The sequence below is a fragment of the Catellatospora sp. NPDC049609 genome, from assembly GCF_040675365.1.
GTDB lineage: Bacteria > Actinomycetota > Actinomycetes > Mycobacteriales > Micromonosporaceae > Catellatospora.
The window spans coordinates 18,278-37,445 of sequence record NZ_JBFAOU010000028.1; the positions used below are offsets into that span (position 1 = coordinate 18,278).

The 19,168-nt window shown below is 74.6% G+C and carries 21 protein-coding genes; 12 read left to right on the forward strand and 9 right to left on the reverse strand.

All coding sequences use genetic code 11. The features are described from left to right. Nucleotides 1-30 precede the first annotated feature (30 nt). The 4 genes from AB0J67_RS11195 to AB0J67_RS11210 all read left to right on the forward strand — a co-directional run bounded on the left by AB0J67_RS11195 (nucleotide 31) and on the right by AB0J67_RS11210 (nucleotide 3,848). A complete protein-coding gene (locus AB0J67_RS11195; RefSeq protein ID WP_363479646.1) occupies nucleotides 31-678 on the forward strand; it encodes an ABC transporter ATP-binding protein in 648 nt (215 codons plus the stop codon). Then, complete coding sequence (locus tag AB0J67_RS11200) at nucleotides 675-2,822, forward strand: YhgE/Pip domain-containing protein (RefSeq protein WP_363479649.1); 2,148 nt, start codon at nucleotides 675-677, stop codon at nucleotides 2,820-2,822. The genes AB0J67_RS11195 and AB0J67_RS11200 overlap by 4 nt, the downstream gene beginning before the upstream one ends. 139 nt (nucleotides 2,823-2,961) lie before the next feature. Beyond that, nucleotides 2,962-3,573, forward strand: coding sequence for a TetR/AcrR family transcriptional regulator (locus tag AB0J67_RS11205; protein ID WP_363479652.1), 612 nt, complete (start codon nucleotides 2,962-2,964; stop codon nucleotides 3,571-3,573). 32 nt (nucleotides 3,574-3,605) lie between these two features. Next, entirely contained in the window at nucleotides 3,606-3,848 is a 243-nt protein-coding gene (locus AB0J67_RS11210) for a hypothetical protein (protein WP_363479655.1), read from the forward strand. A 28-nt stretch (nucleotides 3,849-3,876) separates the two neighbouring features. On the opposite strand, the gene AB0J67_RS11215 is transcribed toward AB0J67_RS11210, so the two are convergent. Together AB0J67_RS11215 and AB0J67_RS11220 are read right to left on the reverse strand one after the other, a co-directional pair. Further along, nucleotides 3,877-4,245 (reverse strand): VOC family protein, encoded by a 369-nt coding sequence (locus AB0J67_RS11215; protein ID WP_363479658.1) that lies wholly within the window; start codon nucleotides 4,243-4,245, stop codon nucleotides 3,877-3,879. Nucleotides 4,246-4,330: 85 nt separating this feature from the next. Further along, complete coding sequence (locus AB0J67_RS11220; RefSeq protein WP_363479661.1) at nucleotides 4,331-5,389, reverse strand: 3-deoxy-7-phosphoheptulonate synthase; 1,059 nt, start codon at nucleotides 5,387-5,389, stop codon at nucleotides 4,331-4,333. 367 nt (nucleotides 5,390-5,756) lie between these two features. On the opposite strand from AB0J67_RS11220, the gene AB0J67_RS11225 reads away from it, so the two are divergent. From AB0J67_RS11225 to AB0J67_RS11235, 3 genes are all read left to right on the forward strand, one after another. Further along, nucleotides 5,757-6,419, forward strand: a complete 663-nt coding sequence (locus AB0J67_RS11225) for a GntR family transcriptional regulator (protein WP_363479664.1) — start codon at nucleotides 5,757-5,759, stop codon at nucleotides 6,417-6,419. Nucleotides 6,420-6,627: 208 nt separating this feature from the next. Next, nucleotides 6,628-7,824, forward strand: coding sequence for a DUF697 domain-containing protein (locus AB0J67_RS11230; RefSeq protein WP_363479667.1), 1,197 nt, complete (start codon nucleotides 6,628-6,630; stop codon nucleotides 7,822-7,824). 159 nt (nucleotides 7,825-7,983) lie between these two features. Further along, nucleotides 7,984-8,637, forward strand: coding sequence for an MBL fold metallo-hydrolase (locus AB0J67_RS11235; RefSeq protein ID WP_363479670.1), 654 nt, complete (start codon nucleotides 7,984-7,986; stop codon nucleotides 8,635-8,637). Between the two features lie 257 nt (nucleotides 8,638-8,894). On the opposite strand, the gene AB0J67_RS11240 is transcribed toward AB0J67_RS11235, so the two are convergent. Genes AB0J67_RS11240 through AB0J67_RS11260 form a run of 5 tightly spaced genes read right to left on the reverse strand, consistent with a single transcriptional unit; the run spans nucleotide 8,895 to nucleotide 14,340 of the window. After that, nucleotides 8,895-9,827 (reverse strand): NAD-dependent epimerase/dehydratase family protein, encoded by a 933-nt coding sequence (locus AB0J67_RS11240; protein WP_363479673.1) that lies wholly within the window; start codon nucleotides 9,825-9,827, stop codon nucleotides 8,895-8,897. Between the two features lie 4 nt (nucleotides 9,828-9,831). Continuing rightward, nucleotides 9,832-11,445: a class I adenylate-forming enzyme family protein gene (locus tag AB0J67_RS11245; RefSeq protein WP_363479676.1), complete on the reverse strand. Its 1,614-nt coding sequence runs from the start codon at nucleotides 11,443-11,445 to the stop codon at nucleotides 9,832-9,834. Continuing rightward, complete coding sequence (locus AB0J67_RS11250) at nucleotides 11,442-12,593, reverse strand: cytochrome P450 (RefSeq protein WP_363479679.1); 1,152 nt, start codon at nucleotides 12,591-12,593, stop codon at nucleotides 11,442-11,444. Before AB0J67_RS11250 ends, AB0J67_RS11245 begins: the two co-directional genes overlap by 4 nt. Next, the gene (locus AB0J67_RS11255; RefSeq protein ID WP_363479682.1) at nucleotides 12,590-13,339 is read right to left on the reverse strand and encodes a glycosyltransferase family 2 protein; all 750 of its coding nucleotides are present in this window, start codon (nucleotides 13,337-13,339) and stop codon (nucleotides 12,590-12,592) included. Before AB0J67_RS11255 ends, AB0J67_RS11250 begins: the two co-directional genes overlap by 4 nt. Then, the gene (locus AB0J67_RS11260; RefSeq protein WP_363479685.1) at nucleotides 13,339-14,340 is read right to left on the reverse strand and encodes a ketoacyl-ACP synthase III; all 1,002 of its coding nucleotides are present in this window, start codon (nucleotides 14,338-14,340) and stop codon (nucleotides 13,339-13,341) included. The genes AB0J67_RS11255 and AB0J67_RS11260 overlap by 1 nt, the downstream gene beginning before the upstream one ends. Before the next feature lie 80 nt (nucleotides 14,341-14,420). On the opposite strand from AB0J67_RS11260, the gene AB0J67_RS11265 reads away from it, so the two are divergent. Further along, the gene (locus AB0J67_RS11265) at nucleotides 14,421-15,635 is read left to right on the forward strand and encodes a cytochrome P450 (protein WP_363479688.1); all 1,215 of its coding nucleotides are present in this window, start codon (nucleotides 14,421-14,423) and stop codon (nucleotides 15,633-15,635) included. A 7-nt stretch (nucleotides 15,636-15,642) separates the two neighbouring features. Here the strand turns inward: AB0J67_RS11265 and AB0J67_RS11270 are convergent, their stop codons facing one another. Both AB0J67_RS11270 and AB0J67_RS11275 read right to left on the reverse strand, forming a co-directional pair. After that, nucleotides 15,643-16,890 carry a DUF6596 domain-containing protein gene (locus tag AB0J67_RS11270; RefSeq protein WP_363479691.1) on the reverse strand — a complete coding sequence of 416 codons (1,248 nt, stop codon included), beginning with the start codon at nucleotides 16,888-16,890 and terminating at the stop codon, nucleotides 15,643-15,645. Further along, the gene (locus tag AB0J67_RS11275) at nucleotides 16,891-17,241 is read right to left on the reverse strand and encodes a YciI family protein (protein WP_363479694.1); all 351 of its coding nucleotides are present in this window, start codon (nucleotides 17,239-17,241) and stop codon (nucleotides 16,891-16,893) included. 182 nt (nucleotides 17,242-17,423) lie between these two features. Between AB0J67_RS11275 and AB0J67_RS11280 the strand changes: the two genes are divergently transcribed. The 4 genes from AB0J67_RS11280 to AB0J67_RS11295 all read left to right on the forward strand — a co-directional run bounded on the left by AB0J67_RS11280 (nucleotide 17,424) and on the right by AB0J67_RS11295 (nucleotide 19,059). After that, nucleotides 17,424-17,630, forward strand: coding sequence for a hypothetical protein (locus AB0J67_RS11280; protein ID WP_363479697.1), 207 nt, complete (start codon nucleotides 17,424-17,426; stop codon nucleotides 17,628-17,630). A gap of 115 nt (nucleotides 17,631-17,745) precedes the next feature. Further along, entirely contained in the window at nucleotides 17,746-18,318 is a 573-nt protein-coding gene (locus tag AB0J67_RS11285) for a dihydrofolate reductase family protein (protein ID WP_363479700.1), read from the forward strand. A gap of 49 nt (nucleotides 18,319-18,367) precedes the next feature. Continuing rightward, nucleotides 18,368-18,640, forward strand: coding sequence for a hypothetical protein (locus AB0J67_RS11290; protein WP_363479703.1), 273 nt, complete (start codon nucleotides 18,368-18,370; stop codon nucleotides 18,638-18,640). A 215-nt stretch (nucleotides 18,641-18,855) separates the two neighbouring features. Continuing rightward, complete coding sequence (locus tag AB0J67_RS11295) at nucleotides 18,856-19,059, forward strand: cold-shock protein (RefSeq protein WP_363479706.1); 204 nt, start codon at nucleotides 18,856-18,858, stop codon at nucleotides 19,057-19,059. The last annotated feature ends 109 nt before the right edge of the window (nucleotides 19,060-19,168 follow it).

Consider the following 19,168-nt stretch of genomic DNA (forward strand, 5'->3'; position numbering starts at 1 on the left):
GTCAGTTTAAAAACATTGCGGAGGGTACGCGTGGAGCCGGCACTGCTGGAGGCCGAGGGGCTCGGGCTGCGTACCCGCCGGGGATGGGTCTTCCGCGACCTCGACCTGCGCGTCGGCCCGGGTGAGCTGCTGGCGCTGACCGGCCCGGCGGGCGGCGGCCGGACCAGCGCGCTGCTCGCCCTCGGCGGCCGGTTCCGGGTGTCCCACGGGCGGGTCGGCGGTGCCGGCAGGACGGCGTTCGGCCTGGTCCCCGGCGTGAACGAGCCCGAACCCGCGCTCACCGTCGGCGAGCACGTCGGCGAACGGCTGCGCCTGCTCGGCCAGGCCCGGCCCTGGCACCGCCGGCGTCGGCTCGCGGCCTCGCCGGCGCTGCGCGACCTGCCCCCGGGCAGCACGCCCGACACCCTGGTCCGCGACCTGTCCCCGCTCGACCGGCACCGCCTGATGATCAAGCTCGCCCTGCTGGAGGACCCCGACGTGCTGCTCGTCGACGACATCGACGTGTCCCTCACCCCCACCGAGACGCAGACCCTGCTCGGCGAGCTCGACGCCACCGGCCGCGCCGCCGTCTACACCTGCCGCGACACACCCACCGCTGCGCGGTTAGGAAGGGCACCTTCTACCACGGAAAGCGATGACAAGGTGCCCTTCCTTTCTTCGGTGGGGGTGGGGCGGTGAGCCTGGGCAGGCTGGAGCTGCGGCGGTTCCGGCGGCACCGGATGACGCGGGCCGCGCTGGTGGTGCTCACGCTGGTGCCGCTGCTGTACGGGGCGCTGTACCTGTGGGCGTTCTGGGATCCGTACGGCAACATGCACCGCATCCCGGTGGCGCTGGTGGTGCAGGACCGGGCGGCGAGCGACCCGGACGGCACGCCGGTGCACGCCGGACGGGACCTGGCCGAGGAGCTGGAGCAGCGGCAGGTGTTCGGCTGGCACCGCGTCGACGCGGCCGCCGCCGAGGCCGGACTGCGCGACGGGACGTACCAGCTCGCGCTGCGCATCCCGGAGGACTTCTCGGCGTCGCTGGTCAGCGCGCCCGACCCGGCGGCCGTCGCGCGCGCCGGGCGGCTCACCGTGGTCAGCGACGACGCGGTCAACTACATCTCCGGGATGCTGGCCCGCAGCGCGTTCACCGAGATCCGCGCGGCGGCGGCCGAGTCGGCGGCGGCGAAGTACTTCGACGGGATGCTGATCGGGTTCACCGACGTCAAGGCCGCCCTCGGCGAGGCCGCCGACGGCGCGGGCGCGCTCGCCGACGGGGCTGGGCAGGCCCGCAACGGGGCGGGGGCGCTGGCGGACGGCGCGGGCGACGCCGCCGACGGCGCGGGCACGCTGGCCGCCGGGCTGGCGCGGGCCGAGTCCGGCTCCCGCGAGCTGGCGACGGGTCTCGCCACCCTGGAGGCGGGCTCGGCGCAGTTCGCCGACGGGGCGGCCCGTGCGGCGGCGGGCGGGCAGCGGCTCGCGTCCACCGTGGACGGTGTGGCCGGCCGGGTCGAGCCGGTGCTGCGCGAGCACGCGGAGACCATCGAGCGGGGCGCGACCGCCGTCGCCGACGCCGCGCAGGCGCTCGCCGACCACCTCGACCTGCTGCCCGGCCTGGCCGAGCAGGCGGTGCGGCGTGCCGGCGAGGTGGTCACCTCCCTCGACGCGCTCGTCGCGGCGCACCCGGAACTCGCCGACGACCCGGCCTTCACCGCCGCCCGCCGGGCCGCTCAGGAAGCCGCCGACACGGCTCGCGACCTGGCCCGCCGGCTCGACGAGTCCGGCCTGCCGGAGGTCAGGGCCAAGTTGCTGAAGGTCGCGGCGACCGCGCGCACCGTGGCGCAGGCCGCGCCGCACCTGGCCGACGACGTCGCGGCCGCCCGCCGCAGCGTGGCCGAGCTGGCCACCGGCCTCACCGAGCTGTCGGCCGGAGCCGACCGGCTGCACGGCGGCATCGCCGGAGCCGCGACCGGGGCGAAGTCGCTGCACGGCGGCCTCTACCGGCTGTCCACCGGCGCGCGGCAGCTCGACAGCGGGCTGACCAGGCTCTCCGGCGGGGCGGGCGAGCTGGCCACCGGCCTGGCGAAGCTGGACGACGGCGCCCGCGAGCTGGCGGGCGGGCTGTCCGACGGCGCCGCGGACGTGCCCGGCTACGACGCCGACACCCGCGCACAGCGGGCCGGGGTGCTGGCCGCACCGGTCACCCTGGACCGCGACGTACGCCACGCGGCGGCCGTCTACGGCACCGGGTTCGCGCCGTACTTCCTGGCCCTGGCGCTGTGGGTCGGCGCGATGCTCACCTTCATGCTGCTGCGCCCGCTGACCCGGCGGCACCTGATGACCGGCGCGCCCGCGTGGCGGGTGGCGCTGGCCGGCTGGCGTCCCGCCGTCGCGATCGGCGTCGCCCAGGCCACCGCCCTGTACGCCGTCCTGTGCCTGGCGCTCGGCCTCGACCCCGTCCACCCGTGGGGCATGTACCTCTACCTGCTGGCCACCGTGCCGGCGTTCACCGCGGTGCTGCAGCTGCTCGGCGCGGCGCTGGGCCCGTCCGGCCGGGTAGCCGCGCTGATCCTGCTGATGCTCCAGCTCACCGGCTCCGGCGGCACCTACCCCGTGGCCACCAGCCCCGCCTTCTTCCAGGCGATCCACCCGTACCTGCCGATGACCTACGTCGTCGACGGCCTGCGCCACCTCATCCTCGGCGGCTCACCCGGCACGGTCTTGACCGGCACCCTGGTCCTGCTGGCCGTCACCGCCACCGCCCTCACCCTCACCACCCTCACCGCAGCCCGAACCCGCCGCCTGACCCCCGACCACCTCCACCCGGCCCTCCCCATGTGACCACCCACCACCCACCACCCGGCGCCCCGGCCGGCGGCGGCCCCGTCGTGCGTCGATCATGAACATATGGCACGGTTCGACGGCGTGTCGGTGGCACAACCTCATGATCGATGTCGGATCCAGGGAGGAGCAGGGCAGGATGGGGCAGGTGGACGGACGGACGGCGCGGCGGGACGCGACCCGGCAGAAGCTGTTCGAGGCGACCATGGCGCTCATCGCCGAGCAGGGGTTCTCCGACACGACGGTGGATCAGATCGCGGAGCGGGCGGGGGTCGCCAAGGGCACCGTCTACTACAACTTCGCGTCCAAGAGCGTGCTGTTCGAGGAGCTGCTGCGCTACGGCGTCGGGCTGCTCACCGCCGACTTCCAGGCCGCCGTCGCGGACCGGGCGCCGGCTGACGCGGTGGCCGCGCTGGTACGCGCCGAGCTGAGCTTCATCCAGCGCTACCGCTCCTTCGCCCAGCTGCTGCTGTCGGAGATGTGGCGTACGCACCGCGACTGGCAGCAGACCCTGCACCTGCTGCGCGAGGAGGCGATCACGGTGATCGCGGGCACGCTGCAGCAGGGGGTGGACGGCGGGGACTTCGCCGCCGACCTCGACGTGCGGCTGTCCGCGTCGGCGCTGTTCGGCGTGTGCCTGGTGGTCGCGCTCGACTGGCTCGTGTTCACCCCCGAGCGCCCGATCGAGCAGGTCGAGGCGGCGGTGCTGGCGATCGTACGCAGCCGCGCGGCCGTCACCGCCGAGTCCTGAGCGGGCCGCGGCGGCTGGCATACTCACCGGTCATGACGCTGTCGCGGGGCTGGTCGCTGTTCCTGATGCTGGTCGGCGTGTGGACCTGGGTGATCTGGCCCCGGTTCGCGGTCGCGATCTGGAACGACCCGCGCGCATGGTCGGCCGGCGCCGTCGGGCAGGGCTCGCCGACCGGCTTCCTGTGGGTGCACGCGCTGCTCATCGGGGCGTCGCTGGCGATCGGCACGACCGTGGGCGTGCTCGGCGTCCGGGCCTGGCGCGCCGCGCGCCGCTAGGCGGGCCGGGGGCCGCACCGGCGGAGGGTCACCCCGGCAGGTGGCAGACGGCCTCGACGTTGTTGCCGTCGCGGTCGCGTACGAACGCGCCGAAGTAGTGCTCGTGGTACTCGGGCCACAGCCGGGGCTCGTGCAGCACCTCCGCGCCCGCGCCGACGGCGGCCTCGAAGAACGCGGTGACCGCCGCCCGGTCGTGCGCCACGAAGGCGATGTGCGCCTCGCGCGCCACCCCCTCCGTCGTGACCGGACCGAGCCAGAACACCGGCCGGTCCGTGCCGTAGCCGATGACGTCCCCGAACTCCAGGATCCGGTGGCCGCCCAGCGGGGCCAGCACGGTGTCGTAGAAGCCCGCGGCGGCCGCGACGTCGGCGACCTGGATCGACAGGTGATCGAGCATGCCCGTCACCCTAGCCCCGCGGACGCGTCAGGAAGGGCACCTTCTACAACGCAGAGCGTTAAGAAGGTGCCCTTCCTAACCCCGGTCAGGGCCGGGTGCGGCGGGTGGTGACGGCGGTGGCGAGGGTGGCCAGGGTCTGCTCGGTGGTCTCCCAGCTCATGCAGGCGTCGGTGACGCTCTGGCCGTAGACCAGCGGCGTGCCGGAGTCGAGGTCCTGGCGGCCCGCGACGATGAAGCTCTCCAGCATGACGCCGCCGATCCCGGTCTGGCCGCCCGCGATCTGCGCCGCGATCTCGTCGGCGACCACGGCCTGGCGCTCGTGGCTCTTGCCGCTGTTGCCATGGCTGGCGTCGATCACCAGGTGGTGCTTCAGGCCGGCCTTCTGGGTCATGGCCAGCGTGGACGCGACCGACTCCGGGCCGTAGTTGGGGCCGGTGCGGCCGCCGCGCAGGATGACGTGGCAGTCCTCGTTGCCGGTGGTGGTGACCACGGCGGCGCGGCCGTCGGTGTCCACGCCGAAGAAGACGTGGCTGTTGCGGCCGACCTCGCAGGCGTCGATGGCGCCCTGGATACCGCCGTCGGTGGTGTTCTTGAAACCGACCGGCATGGACAGGCCGGAGGCGAGCTGCCGGTGCACCTGGCTCTCGATGGTGCGGGCGCCGATCGCGCCCCAGGTGACCGCGTCGGCGATGTACTGCGGGCTGGTCGGGTCGAGGAACTCGCAGCCCACCGGCACGCCCAGGTCGAGGATGTCGAGCAGCAGCGCCCGCGCGGTGCGCAGGCCGCGGTGCACGTCGTGCGTGCCGTCCAGCCCGGGGTCGTTGATGAGGCCCTTCCAGCCGATCGTGGTACGCGGCTTCTCGAAGTACACCCGCATCACCACGCACAACTCGCGCTCGTGCCGGCGGGCCGCCTCGGCGAGCCGGCGCGCGTAGTCCATGGCCGCCTCGGTGTCGTGCACCGAGCAGGGGCCGACCACCACGAGCAGGCGGTCGTCGCGGCCGGTGAGCACGTCGCGGACCTGCTGGCGCGATCGTTCCACCAGCGCGGCGCGGTGCTCGCCGAGCGGCAGCTCGGCCAGCAGCTCACGCGGCGGCCGCAGCGGCTCGAACGAGAGCACGTGGACGTCGTTGGTCTGGGTCATCGGAGCGTCTCCCGGTTCTGGGGGGACGGGCCCCATACCTGAAGTGCCCAGGCCAGCCCGTCCATGACATGGCAAAGGGCGAAGACGAGACGTCTTCGCCCTGCTGGCTCTGGGTGGTGTCGCGGTCAGCGCATAGAACCGCCGGCTCCACCCAGAGCCAGCGTAAAGCGCCAATACATGCGAACCACGAGAGCGACCTTACCCCATCGCGCCGCCGCCCATCCAACTTCCCGTATGCCGGAACCGGACAGACAGGCCGAGATGTCGGCGGCTGTGGCGACGGCCTCATGGCGAGGGGCGGGCCGGGCCGCATACTGTGGGCCCTCGGGACGGCTCGGACAGGGTCGCGCGACGAGGGAGGCGGCAGGTGCCGACAGCACAGGAACTGCCCGCCGAGCCGATGCACGCCACCCGCACGCTCTCCGACAACGTCTACCGCTGGCTGCGCGAGCAGATCGTGCTCGGCAAGATCGGCCCGAACGAGCCGCTGGTCGAAGCGATGATCGCGGAGAAGCTCCAGGTCAGCCGCACGCCCATCCGGGAGAGCCTGCAGCGGCTGGCCGCCGACGGCCTCATCGTCTCCCACCGGCGCCGCTGGATCGTCCGCCAGCACGACCGCGACGAGATCATCGCCATCTACGAGGTACGCATGGCGCTGGAGTCCTTCGCGGCCCGCTTCGCCTGCCGGCGCGCCACCGACGCCGAGCTCGACGCGATCGCCGCCCACTGCGACAGCTGGACCGGCACCGGCGGCAACGACGAGTTCGTCACCTTCAACGACCGCTTCCACCACCTCATCGTCGAAGCGGCCCACAACCCGCGCCTGGCCCGCGTCATCGAGCAGAACCAGCTCTACTTCTTCAACAACCAGGTGGCCGAGCACTACCTGCCCGCCGAGGTCGCCGCCTCCCAGGCCGAGCACGAGTCCCTGGTCGAGGCGCTGCGCGAACGCGACCCCGACCGCGCCGCGGACCTCTCCCGCCGCCACGCCGAGGACGCCCTGGACCTGATCCTGCACCGGCTGTTCTGAGGCCGCCCGGACGGCGAGCTGTCAACCCGCGATCCGCCAGGTCTGCCCGACCCGTGCTCCGGCCCGGCTCGCCGTTCGTCGTCCGGCGGTGCCGGGCAGGCCGGGCCTTCGACGCGTTCGAGCCTCCACATTGGTTCGGCGTCTCAGTAGCTTGGGGTCGGCGCTGCTCGCGTGGGCAGCCGAGGTCCCCGCGCCCTGGAGGAGATCCGTGACCGACTCGATCCCGTACAGCCGCCGCTCCGAGGAGCAACTCGTCAACGAGATCGTCGATCTGGTCCGCAAGCGCTACGACGAGGCGCTCAAGGATCTGGGCGGGTTCAACCTGGGCATCTTCGGCAAGACGGGAGCGGGCAAGAGCACGCTGCTCAACGCGGTGTTCGGCGAGAACGTCGCCCCAGCCGGGCTGGGCAGCCCGGTCACCGAGTCGCTGACGTACTACCGCAAGCCGGAGAGCGCGCTGGGGATCTACGACTCCCGCGGGTTCGAGACCGGCGAGTCGGCGGAGAGCCTCATGGCGGAGCTCACCGACATCGTCCGGGACAGCCGCCAGAAGCCGCTGGCCGAGCAGCTCCACGTCGTCTGGTACGTGGTCCGCTGGACCGACCGCCGCATCGAGGAAGGCCAGATCGAGCTCATCAAGCACCTGATCGGTCTGCGGCTGCCGGTCGTGTTCGTGCTGACGCAGGTGCCGAAGAAGGACGGCCGGCTGCACCCGGACGCGGTCGCCCTGGCCGAGCACGTCATGTCGCTGCAGCTGCCGATCACGCCGCCGCGGGTCTACTTCACCAGCGCGAAGTCCGATCCGTTCGACGGGTATCCGGTGCACGGGCTGCACGAGCTCCTGGAGGCCACCTTTCAGGTCGCACCTGCGGCCGTCCATGCCGCGCTGACCGCGGCCCAGCAGATCGACCTCGAACGCAAGCGGAAGGCCGCCCGCGCCGCGGTCAACACGGCGGTGCTCGGCGCGGGCGTGATCGGCGCCAGCCCGATCCCGTTCAGCGACGCGGTGCTGCTCATCCCCAACCAGGTCACGATGATCGCCCAGATCTCCGCCAAGTACGGTCTCAGCATCCCGGCGGCGAAGCTGGGCACCATGGTCGCGTCGTTGGTGATGAGCGGCGGCGCGGCGGGCGCCGGACGGTACGTCGTGAGCAACCTGCTGAAGTTCGTGCCCGGTGCCGGCACGGTCGCCGGTGCGGTCATCAGCAGCGCCACGGCGGCCCTGCTGACCGAGGCCATCGGCCGCGCCTGGATGCGCATCTGCGAGCAGCTGCTCGCCTCGGGCGCCACCGAGATCCAGGACTTCGACGGGCTCAAGCGCCTGTTCCAGACCGAGGTCCAGAAGAACGTGAGCGCGGAGCAGACCGACGCCGACAAGGACGCGAGCGCGAAGACCGCGGCCTGACCGGCCGCCGCCCGCCCGGCCCCCGCGGCGGTGGGGCCGGGCGCAGGCGGGGCGGCCATCGGCCACGTCCGGCGGCAGGCGTCGCGCGGAGCCGGACCGGCGGCCGTCCAGCCGGGCACGTGGCAGCGCCGCAGGGGTCCGCGGCGATAGGCTTCAGCCGTGTCCTACACCGGAGACGTGAGCCGCGGCGCGGCCGCCGACGTACGCGAACTGGACGAGCTGACCATCAGCAAGGCCTCGGTCGGCCCGCACGACAACAACGCCTACCTGCTGCGCTGCAACCGCACCGGCGAGCAGCTGCTGATCGACGCCGCCAACGACGCGGGCACGCTGCTGGCCCTGGCCGGCGACGCGGGCCTGGCCACCGTGGTGACCACGCACCGGCACGGCGACCACTGGCAGGCGCTGGCCGAGGTGGTGGCGAGCACCGGCGCCACGCCGGTCGCCCACCCCGCCGACGCGGGCGAGCTGCCGGTCAAGGCGGAGACCGTCGAGGAAGGACAGACCGTCCGCGTCGGGCAGGTCGAGCTGGAGGTCATCCACCTCGTCGGGCACACGCCGGGGTCGATCGCGCTGCTCTACCGCGACCCGCACGGGCACCCGCACCTGTTCACCGGCGACTCGCTGTTCCCCGGCGGCGTGGGCAACACCTGGGGCGATCCCGCGGCGTTCGGCTCGCTGCTGCACGACGTCGAGACGAAGATCTTCGACCGGCTGCCCGACGACACCTGGTTCTACCCGGGCCACGGCAAGGACAGCACGCTGGGCCGCGAGCGCCCGTCCCTGCCGGAGTGGCGGGCTCGCGGTTGGTGACCCGCTGACCCGCAGTCGGCGGTCGCCATCAGGCGGTCGCCGACGTCATGCACAGTGGACCGCCGCGATCATCACCATCAGGCAGGGGCCGACCGGCGGCAGCGGGAACTCCGGCCCGCGTGACAACTTCTGGGTTGTCGCGACAACCCAGAAGTTGTCACGCACGGCAGAACATGCCCAGGGGGCCGGTAACGACCGCCGCCGCCAGGCACGCGGTGGCCGACGGCTGCGGGGGTACGTCGAGCCGCCCTCACAGGTCACCAGCTCTCGGCGCCCGCGAACGAGGTCGGGGCGGGCCGGTAGCCCAGCCGCTCCCGGGCCGCGGTGATGTCGAGCGTGCGCTCCACCGCGAGGTGGCTCGCGGCGTACCGGGTCAGCCGGGGCGGGCGCCGGCTGCCCGCCAGCCGGAACAGCAGCTCGGCGGCCGTGGCGAGCGGCCACACCGCGCGCAGCGGCAGGTACACCGGCCGGGCGGCGATCCCGCGCGCGGCGAGCACCGCCCGCAGCGCGTCGTCGAGCACGACCGGCTCCGCGTCGGTCACGTTGAAGACGCCGCGTCCGACCGGCCCGGTCGCGGCCAGCAGGCAGGCGCGGGCGAGGTTGGCGACCGAGGTCAGGCTGACCCGCTGCCGCCCGTCGCCGACCGCGGGCAGCCACCGGCCGCGCACCGCCGCCAGCACCCGGGGCAGCAGCGTCGGGTCGCCGGGGCCGTAGATCGCGTGCGGCCGCACGACGATCGCGGCCCGCTCCGCCATGGCGGCGAGCACCAGCCGCTCGGCCCGGGCCTTGGAGCTGCCGTACGCGTTGAGGTAGCGCCGCACGGGTGCCTCGTCCTCGGCGGCCATGACGGTCGGCCGCCGGGGGTCGTACACGCTGGCGGTGCTGACGTGCACGAACCGCGCCGCGGGGAACGTCGCCAGGGCGCGGGCCGTGCCGTCCACATTGGTGGCGGTGAACTCGCGCGCCGGTCCCCAGTCGGACACCGTCCCGGCGCAGTGCACCACGGCGGCGACCTCGGGCGGCTCGGGCAGCGGCCCGGCGGCGAGATCCCAGCGCCGGTAGTCGACGCCGTCGAGCCCGGCCGGGGCGGGCCTGCGCCCGAAGCCGACCACCTCGTGCCCCGCCCGGAGCAGCTCCCGGCACACCTCGCCGCCCACGAACCCGGACGCCCCGGTCACCGCGATCCGCACGGCCTCACCGAGCCTGCTCGATCAGTCGGCGGAGGGCGGGGCGGTCGAGTTTGCGGGCGCGGCCGGCGCGGGGAAGTGCGGGCAGCACCACGATCTCGTCGGGCAGGGCCGCGTGGTCGATCACGTCGGGCAGCTCCCGGCGCAGCCGGGCGGGCAGCGCCGCGGCGGCGTCCGGTGCGTCCGCGACGACCGCGAGCACCACGCGCTCGTCACCGTGCGCGGGGTCGGGCAGGCCCACGAAGGCCGCCTCGGCGACGGCGGGCAGGGCGCACACGGCGGGCTCGTAGAGGCCGGGGTACAGGTTGAACGAGCCGCGGATCAGCATGTCCTTCTTGCGGCCGGCCAGCACGATCCGTCCCTGGTCGTCGAGGCGGGCCAGGTCGCCGGTGGGCAGCCAGTCCGGCGGCGGGTCGCCGAGGTAGCCCGCGCAGCGGTTCGGGCCGGCCAGCAGCAGCTCGCCGTCACCGGCGAGCCGGGCCGCCACGCCGGGCAGCGGCGCGCCGACCAGGTCGCCGGACGCGCCCGAGGCGGTGTGCGCGATCTTCTCGGCGGCGGTGGCGATGGCGACCGGCAGGATCTCGGTCATCGCGTAGATCGACAGCACCTCGGCGCCCGGCGCGGCCGCCACGGCCCGGCGCAGCAGCGGCGTCGGGGCGGGCGCGGACCCGAGCAGCACGAACCGCAGGCTGTCCGGCAGCGGGCCGGCGTCGAGCACCTCGGCCAGCTGCACCGGCACGGCGTACGTGTGGGTCGCGCCGCGTTCGTGCAGCTGGGCGAGGAAGGCGGCGGGCGGGGCGCCCAGCGGCGGCAGGGACCAGCACGCGCCGGAGATCAGCGTGGGCAGGCCGAGCATGAGCTGGTCGGTGTGCACGACGTCGCCGGGGCCGAGCGGCACCCGGGCGCGCAGCAGCTCCAGCGCGGCGGTCAGCGACGCCTGCGTGTGCACGACCGCCCGGGGATGCGCGGTCGTGCCGGAGGTGAAGATGACCGCGGCCGCTGCCTGGGGATCGACCGGCACGTCAGCCTGGCCGGGGGCGGCGGCGTGCGGTGGCAGCCGCCCGAGCGATGCGGCCGACCCGGCGGCGGCGTGGCCCGGCGGTCCGCTCGGCGAGTCCGCCTCGGCGGGCGCCTGGCGGAGCAGCGCGTCCAAGGACAGCGAGCCGCGTGGCACGCCGGGCAGCCACCGCCCGGTGTGGAGGTGGCGTTGCACGTCCAGCCGGGACAGGTTCGGCAGCAGCAGGCCGCGGCGGCGGGCGTACGCGCGCACCGGGCCGAGGCGGCTCGCCGCGTAGAGCAGGGACTCGGCGGCGGACCAGCGGGGCCGGGCCAGGCGCATGCGGGCGCTGAACATCTCCGGCCCCGCGCCGGGGTCGGCGAAGATGACGTGCCCGCCCGCGGCCACCACGGCCACGGCCAGCACCAGCGAGTCCAGCGAGGGCCGCACCGAGAAGAGCACCCCGTCGCCGGGCCGCAGCCCGGCCGCGCGCAGCCCGCCGCGTACCGCCAGCACCCGGCGGCGCAGCTCGCCGTAGCTCAGCCGGGCGCCGTCGCCCGCGATCAGCGCGGTGGCGTCCGGCGTCCGCGCGGCCTGCGCCAGGACCAGCTCGACCAGGCTCATCGCGCCACCACCAGCCGCCGGTAGGTCGGGATCAGCACGCCGCGCGCCGCCGCCCGGTCGGTGATGCGCAGCGGCGCGGCGGCGAGCACGGTCCGGGCCACCGCGCGGATCTCGGCCATCGCCAGCGGATACCCGATGCAGAAGTGCGGGCCCGCGCCGAACCACAGCCGCCGCAGCTCGGGCGGCTGCGGCCGGTCGAGGTCGAACGGCCCGTACGCCAGGCAGCAGTTGTGCGTCGCGAGCAGGATCCGGTCGCCGGGGCGCACCCGCAGCCCGCCGACGGTCGCGGGGGCGTGCACGCTGCGCAGCATGACCGGGGTCGGCGTGCTGACCCGCATCGCCTCGTCGATGGCCGGGTCGAGCAGGGACGGCTCGGCCGCGACCCGGTCGAGCTGCCCGGCGTCGTGCAGCAGCGCGATCAGCCGGGGCACCAGCGTGGCCACGGTCTCGGTGCCGGTGAGGAAGAACGCGCCCGCCGCGCCGCGCGCCTCGGCCTCGGACAGGCCGAGCGAGCGCATCCGCCCCATCACGGTGGCGTCGTCGCCGGACCGGTACGCCCGCGCCGCGATGTCGCCGATCGGGTCGAGCACCTCCCGCGCCCGCCGCACCTGCGCCGGGGCGAGCGTCCGGGTGCGCAGCGTCACCATCGCCACGATCTGCTCGCCCTGATGGAACATGCGCCGGTGGGCGGCCTCGTCGGCGGCGTCCAGCCCGATCACGGCGCAGATCACCGCGCCCGCCAGCACCCGCATGGTGTCGACCAGGTCCACCGGCTCGCCCGCGGCCAGCCGCCGGGCGAGCGCGTCCAGCGGCCCGGCCAGCACCCGCGCGCACAACCGGTCGGTGTACGCCGGGGTGAACAGCTCGGCCAGCCGCCCGCGCAGCGCCCGGTGCGCCGTGCCCTCCATGTTGAGCAGCACCGACGGCCCGAGGATCGGGGTCCACAGGTCACCCGACGCGCCCGGCCCGTCCTTGCGGAACGTCTCCCCGTCGAGCAGCACCTGCCGGGCCAGCGCCGCGTCGTTGACCACGACGCCCAGGCCGGGCACCCGCACGATCGGCCCGCGCCGGGCCAGCATTCTCAGCAGGGGGTACGCCACCGGATGCGCGCGCCGGTAGAGCCGCCGTTCCCAGGTGGCGGGCGTCAACGGATGTCCACCCGGTCCGGGGTGTAGCGGTGGTCGGCGTACCAGCCGAGCGTGCCGACCAGCCCGTACGCGCGCAGCCGCCGCACCGAGCCGTGCACCAGCACGTCCCTGCGCAGGCCGTACCCGGCGGTGATCCGGCGGACCCGGTTGACCAGGGCGCGGTCCTCGTGCACGTCCTCGATCCGGGTGCGCGGGAACCCGCCCGCCGCCTCGTACAGCTCCGCCGTGATCGCCATGTTGCAGCCGGGCATCATCACGTACGGGCCGACGTACGCCGCGTCGCGGTTGCCGGGCCGGAACCGGCCGAACGTCGCCGCGATCGACACCACGGCGGGCAGCAGCCGCCGCTCCCACCAGCGCAGCGGGAACTCGTCGGTGCGCGGGCGCAGCGGCCCGCTGAGCATGCGCAGCCCGTCGCCGAACCCGCGGCGCACGGCAGCCACCCAGCCGGGGTCGGGCAGGCAGTCGGCGTCGGTGCGGGCCAGCAGCGTCGCCCCGTGCGCGATGGCGTACCGCATGCCGGTGTCGGCGGCGCAGCCGGTGCCCTTCTCCGGCTCGGCGACCAGGTGCAGGTCCAGCCCGGCGGCGTGCTCGCGGACCACCTCGGCGGTGCGGTCGGTGCTCGCGTTGTCGACCACGACCAGCGTGAACGCGCGATCGGTCTGCTCGGCGAGCCGCCGTAGCGTCGCCCCGATCGAGGCCTGCTCGTTGTACGCCGGGATCACGACCCAGAGCGGGTGGCCCATCACAGCTCCGTGAACATCACGCCGAGGCTGACGCCGCCGGCCAGGCCGATCAGCGCGACCCGGTCGCCCGGCCCGCACCGCCCGTCCTGCATCGCCGTGGCCAGCTGCAGCGGCAGGGTCACGCTGGCCAGGTTGCCGTGCTCGGCGAGCGTGACCACGAGCCGGTCGGCGGGGATGCCCAGGCCCGCGCGCAGCGTCTCCAGGTAGGGCAGCGTCACCTGGTGCACGCACACCACGGCGAAGTCCTCCCAGGACAGTCCGGCGTCGCTCAGCATCGCCACGAACATGCCCGGCCCGGCGCGCAGGAACGCGTCGCGCATCCGCCGGCCGTCGCCGCTGAAGTACGTCGCGTCGGGGTCGCGCGGGCGCATCGACCCGCCCGCGGGCAGCGTGCCCAGGTCCCATGCGGTGGAGTCGGCGGCGAAGCGGCGGTGGAAGATCCCGCCGGTCTCGGCGGCCTCCAGCAGCATCGCCGCACCGCCGTCGGACAGCGTGTACCCGGCGAACGCGTCGACGAACTGGGCCCGGTCGCGCACCGACCAGCGCACCGCGCGGGAGGGCACCTCGCCGGAGCAGACCAGCACCCGCCGGTGCTGGCCGGTCACGATGAGCGCCTCGGCGAGCTGCATCCCGTTGAGGAAGCTGTTGCAGGCGTTCTTCACGTCGAACACCGGGCAGGACGCGCCCAGCTTGGCCGCCACGATGTGCGCCGTCGCGGGCTCGATCAGGTCCTGCGAGGCCGACCCGAACACGATCAGGTCCACGTCGGCGGCGGACAGCCCGCGGTCGGCCAGCAGCTTCTCCGCCGCCGCCACCGCCAGGTCGGAGGCCTGCACGTCGTCGCCGGCGTAGTGCCGGTGCCGGATGCCGGTCAGCCGCTCCACGATGGACGGCAGTGGCGTGAACCCGTCACTGCTCGCCGCGATCCGCCGCTGCACCTCGGCGCTGCCGACGCGGTCGGGCGGCAGGTACGCGGCGGCCCCCGCGATACGGGCTCTCATCGTTGTCCCCCCAGGTCGGCTCACCCCGTCCGGCTGTGGACGCCCAGCATGCCCTACCGCGCACCCGTTACCGTGCGGGGGTGAATTCCGCTCGCAATCCGGCGGCGCCTCCCCGCCCGGCACGAGGTCTCCGCGCGGCACGCAGGCACGAGGCGAGGCTACTGCGGGCGGGCAACCCGGCCCTGTTCGCGCTGCTCACGATCGGGCGGGTGGTCGGCCCGATCCGGCGGCTACCCAAGATCGGCTGGGTGGTGACCGACCCGGTGCTGTCGCGGCGCATCCTGAACGACTCGCGGCACTTCAGCATGGTCGGCGAGGGCGGCGTCGGTGACCTGTGGGGGCAGCTGTTCGGGCCGGAGATGGCCGCGTTCTTCGGCGGCTCCCGGCACGCCGAGCTGCGTACGCTCGGCCGCGACCTGTTCACCGAGGACAGCGCGCGGGCGCTGGTGGACCGGGCGCAGGGCCCGCACCACGCCCGGCTGCGCGCGCGGCTGGCCGCGGGGGAGACGGTCGACCTGGCCGAGCTGGTCCGGACCACGTCGGCGTACACCGTCGCCGACCTGCTCGGCATCGACCTGCCCGACGACGCCGCGGCCCGGGCGCTGTTCGACTCCGCCGAGCGGCTGGCGGCGCTGGCGCTGGGCACGCAGACCTCGACGGCGCTCGCGCCCGAGGTGATCGAGCGGGCGCGCGGGCTGGTCACCGAGATCACCGGCGGGGTGGCGCAGGCGTACCGCACCGGCGGGCCGGACACCATCCTGGGCCGCTGCCGGGGCGTCGGCCTCGGCGAGGAGCTGGCGGGCGGGCTGGCCACGCTGCTGGCGATCGCGGGCACCGAGACCGGCGCGTCGTCGCTGACCCGCACCGTGGCGCTGCTGCACGACACCGGCCAGCAGCACCTGCTGCTCGCCGACCCGTCGCTCATGCCGGGTGCGGTGCGCGAGGGCCTGCGGGTGACCACTCCGGCCCCCGTGATCGGGCGGCACATCGCGGCCGACGCGGAGGTCGGCGGCCGGCTGCTGCGCCGCGACGGCCGGGTGATGATGCTGACCTACGTCGCCGACAACGCGGCGGGCCCGTTCGACGTGACCCGCGCGTACGTGCCGGAGACCCGGCAGCTGTGGTTCGGTGCGGGCCGCCACCTGTGCCTGGGCGCGGCGGTCGCCCGGATCCAGCTCTCCCGCCTGCTGGAGACGCTGACCGCCGACGGCCGCCCGTGGCGGGTCGTCTCCCGGCGACCGGCCCGCCGGGTCCTGGTGCCGACCTACGCCTCGCTGCGCGTCCGCGCCGGGTGAGGGCGGGTCAGCGGGGGAGGGCGCGGCGGCGGTCGAGCAGGAAGTCGCGTTCGGCGGTGTTGCCGGTCGCGGCGATGGCGGCGTCGTAGGCCCGCGCGGCCTCGGCGTCGCGGCCGAGCCGGTGCAGCAGGTCGGCGCGGACCGCGTGGTAGATGTGGTGGCGGTCCAGCACGAACGCCGAGTGTCCGTCGCCGGGTCGGGCGGCGTGCGCCGGGCCGAGCATGTCGAGCAGGGCGAGCGCCTGCTCCGGCCCGTCCACCTCGGCCACCGCCACGGCGCGGTGCATCGCCACGACGGGGCTGGGCTCCAGCGCCAGCAGCCGGTCGTAGAGCGCGAGGATCCGCCGCCAGTCCGTGGCGGCCGCGGAAGGGGCGGCGGCGTGCTGCGCGCCGATCGCGGCCTGGAGCAGGTACGGGCCGGCGCCGCCCCGGCGCAGCCCCTGGCGGACCAGGGCCAGGCCGTCGAGGATCAGCTCGCGGTCCCAGCGGGTGCGGTCCTGCTCCGGCAGCGGCACGAGCGCCCCGGCGGCGGTGCTGCGCGCGGGCTGCCTGGCCCGCGCGAACAGCATCAGCGCGAGCAGGCCGAGCGGCTCCGGCTCGGCCGGCATCAGCTCGACGAGCAGCCGGCCCAGGCGCACTGCCTCGGCGCACAGGTCGGCGCGGACGAGCGTGGGGCCGGTGCTGGCGGCGTACCCCTCATTGAAGATCAGGTAGAGCACGGCCAGCACCGGCCGCAGCCGCGCCGGCAGGTCGGCGTCGCGCGGCACGCGGTACGGGATGCCCGCGCCCCGGATCTTGTTCTTGGCGCGGACCAGGCGCTGCGCCATGGTGGCCTCCGGCACCAGGAACGCGTGCGCGATCTCGGCGGTGCCGAGCCCGCCGAGCAGCCGCAGGGTCAGCGCGACCTGCGCGCCGCGGGCCAGCGCCGGATGGCAGCAGGTGAAGATCAGCCGCAGCCGGTCGTCGGGCACGGGCCCCTCCTCGCCGGGCTCGTCAGGGGCGTGCAGCAGCGCGGCCTGGGCGTGCCGGTCGTCGCGGGACGCCTCGCGGCGCAGCCGGTCCACCGCCCGGTTGCGGGCGGTCGTGATGATCCAGCCGGCCGGGCTCGGCGGCATGCCGTCGCCCGGCCAGCGCCGGGCCGCCTCGGCGAACGCGTCCTGGACCGCCTCCTCGGCCAGGTCGATGTCGCCGAAGGCGCGCACCAGCACCGCGACCGCGCGGCCGTACTCCGCGCGGTAGACGCGTTCGAGCTCCACTCAGCCGTCTCCGGTGTGCAGCGGGCGCACCTCGATCGGCAGGGTGGTCGCCCGGGCCGCCTTGCCCGCCCAGAACAGCGCCGCGTCCAGGTCCAGCGCCCTGATGATCCAGAAGCCGCCGACGTGCTCCTTGCCCTCCGCGTACGGGCCGTCGGTGAGCAGCACCTCGCCGTCGCGGACCCGCACCACGGTGGCGGTCTCCGGCGGGAGCAGGGCGTCGGTGCGCACCAGGGCGCCGGCCGCGTCGAGCTCGGCGTTCAGCTCGGCCAGCGCGCGCAGCACGGGGTCGAGGACCTCCGGCGGCGGCGGGCCGCCGTCGGGCTGGTAGATGCTCAGCAGGTACTGCTTCATGCCGGTCTCCTCCGGGCTCGGCGGCGGGCGGCGCCCGCTGCTCACCCTCTATACGAACAGGCCCCGCCCGGATCGACACGCCGTGCCGGCCCGATGGCGTCTGCCACGTATCGATCGAACCCCTTCCCCCGGGGGCACGGGTCGCGATAGCGTGAGCGTCCCCTCACCCCCCGGAGTCTTTCGTGCCCACCACCGAGCCCGTCATCGCGGACCGGCTGATGCTGGTCAGCATGCTCACCGTCGGGGACTACGCCATCGAGCTGTCCGAGACCGTCATGGTCCGCCCGGGCCAGCGGCACTGGGTCGAGGGCAGCACGTACTACGTGCAGTCGCCCGACGGCCGCACCCGCGCGGTCGAGGGCAGCGCGCACACGATCTGCCGCCGCTGACCCGGCGCCCCCGCCCGGCGTCCGACCCGGACCCGATCTTGGCTCCGGGGTTGTGTCGGCGGTTCGTGGGAGTATGGGTTCGGCAGGCGACGGTCGATCTCCCCGGGGGCAGCGGATGGCACAGGTCTTCGCGCACGTGACGATGTCGCTGGACGGGTTCATGGCCGGGCCGGACATCGGCGTCGAGCAGCCCATGGGCGCCGGCGGCGAGCGGCTGCACAGGTGGATCTTCGACCAGTCCGACGATGTGGACGCCGCGGCGGTGCGGCGGCAGTTCGCGCTGACCGGGTCGGTGCTGCTGGGCCGGCGCACCTTCGACGTCGGCATCGGGCAGTGGGGCGACACGCCGTACCCGGCGCCCTGCTTCGTGCTCACCCACCGGCCCGCGCCGGACCGGGTGGAGAAGAGCGGGACCTTCACCTTCGTGCACACCGGACTGTCCGATGCCGTGCGCGTGGCCCGCGCGGCGGCCGGGGACCGGGCCGTGACGGTGATGGGGGCCGACGTGGTGCAGCAGGCGCTGCGCGCCGGCCTGCTCGACGAGATCCACCTCCAGATCGCACCGGTGCTGCTGGGTGCGGGCCGGCGGCTGTTCGAGCACCTCGGGCCCGACCACATCGAACTGGAGCGCCTCGACGTCCGGGAGTCCGCCCAGGTCACGCACATGCGGTTCCGTGTCCTGAAATAGGCGCGGCCGCCGCTGGCCCGGCGGCCCGATCGCGGCTACCTTCGGCTGCATGTCGTCCGGTGAGGTCGTGCTCTGGGTCGTGCTCGGGCTGGCCGCCGCGGCCCTGCTGGCCTTCGCCGCCATCGTGCTGCGGTTCGTCGCGAAGGCCGCGCTGTCCTACGCCCGCCGCAAGCCCCTGCAGGCGGTGGCGTTCTTCGCGCTCCCCGGCGGGCTGGCCGCCTTCACCGCGACGTTCTTCGGGGCCGGGCTGCCGCTGGCCATGGGCATCGGCCTGGCCGTCGGCTTGTCCGTATTCCTCCTGGTCGGCATGGAGCTGGGTTAGCCAGCACACACTGCCGGGGGCGCGGTGGGCACCCACGCCGGGCCGGGGCGGTGTAGGGTGGGGGAAGCAGTTTCTTGTCTGTGGTTGTTCTTTCCTCACCGGCCTGACGCCGGTACCGGCTCCGCTCGGAGCGCCGAAGGTATACCGCTGCTCGAGACGGCCCCACTGTGGGCCTCGCAGCAGGCGTGGCCCCCATTTTCATCAAGGAGCATCACGTGGCCACCGGTACCGTGAAATGGTTCAACGCCGAAAAGGGCTTCGGTTTCATCAATGTCGACGGCGGCGGCGCCGACGTTTTCGTGCACCACTCCGCCATCCAGGTGAACGGCTTCCGCGAGCTGCACGAGAACGAGCGGGTCGAGTTCGACATCGTGCAGGGCGCCAAGGGCCCCCAGGCCGAGGCCGTCCGCCCCGTCTGATCCACCTCCCGCAGCCACTGCGGGAACCCTCAGCGGACCGGGTCCGCACCGCCGCACGGCGGTCGCCGGACCCGGCCCGTCCATCCGGTCCGTTCCTGTCAACTCCGTC

Excerpts from the sequence above, each read along its gene's own strand:
- AB0J67_RS11275 (WP_363479694.1), bottom strand. The coding sequence starts at position 17,241 with ATGAAGCAGTACCTGCTGAGCATCTACCAGCCCGACGGCGGCCCGCCG.
- AB0J67_RS11255 (WP_363479682.1), bottom strand. The coding sequence starts at position 13,339 with ATGGGCCACCCGCTCTGGGTCGTGATCCCGGCGTACAACGAGCAGGCC.
- AB0J67_RS11260 (WP_363479685.1), bottom strand. The coding sequence starts at position 14,340 with ATGAGAGCCCGTATCGCGGGGGCCGCCGCGTACCTGCCGCCCGACCGC.
- AB0J67_RS11290 (WP_363479703.1), top strand. The coding sequence starts at position 18,368 with ATGTCGTCCGGTGAGGTCGTGCTCTGGGTCGTGCTCGGGCTGGCCGCC.
- AB0J67_RS11220 (WP_363479661.1), bottom strand. The coding sequence starts at position 5,389 with ATGACCCAGACCAACGACGTCCACGTGCTCTCGTTCGAGCCGCTGCGG.
- AB0J67_RS11245 (WP_363479676.1), bottom strand. The coding sequence starts at position 11,445 with ATGAGCCTGGTCGAGCTGGTCCTGGCGCAGGCCGCGCGGACGCCGGAC.
- AB0J67_RS11285 (WP_363479700.1), top strand. The coding sequence starts at position 17,746 with ATGGCACAGGTCTTCGCGCACGTGACGATGTCGCTGGACGGGTTCATG.
- AB0J67_RS11205 (WP_363479652.1), top strand. The coding sequence starts at position 2,962 with ATGGGGCAGGTGGACGGACGGACGGCGCGGCGGGACGCGACCCGGCAG.
- AB0J67_RS11210 (WP_363479655.1), top strand. The coding sequence starts at position 3,606 with ATGACGCTGTCGCGGGGCTGGTCGCTGTTCCTGATGCTGGTCGGCGTG.
- AB0J67_RS11215 (WP_363479658.1), bottom strand. The coding sequence starts at position 4,245 with ATGCTCGATCACCTGTCGATCCAGGTCGCCGACGTCGCGGCCGCCGCG.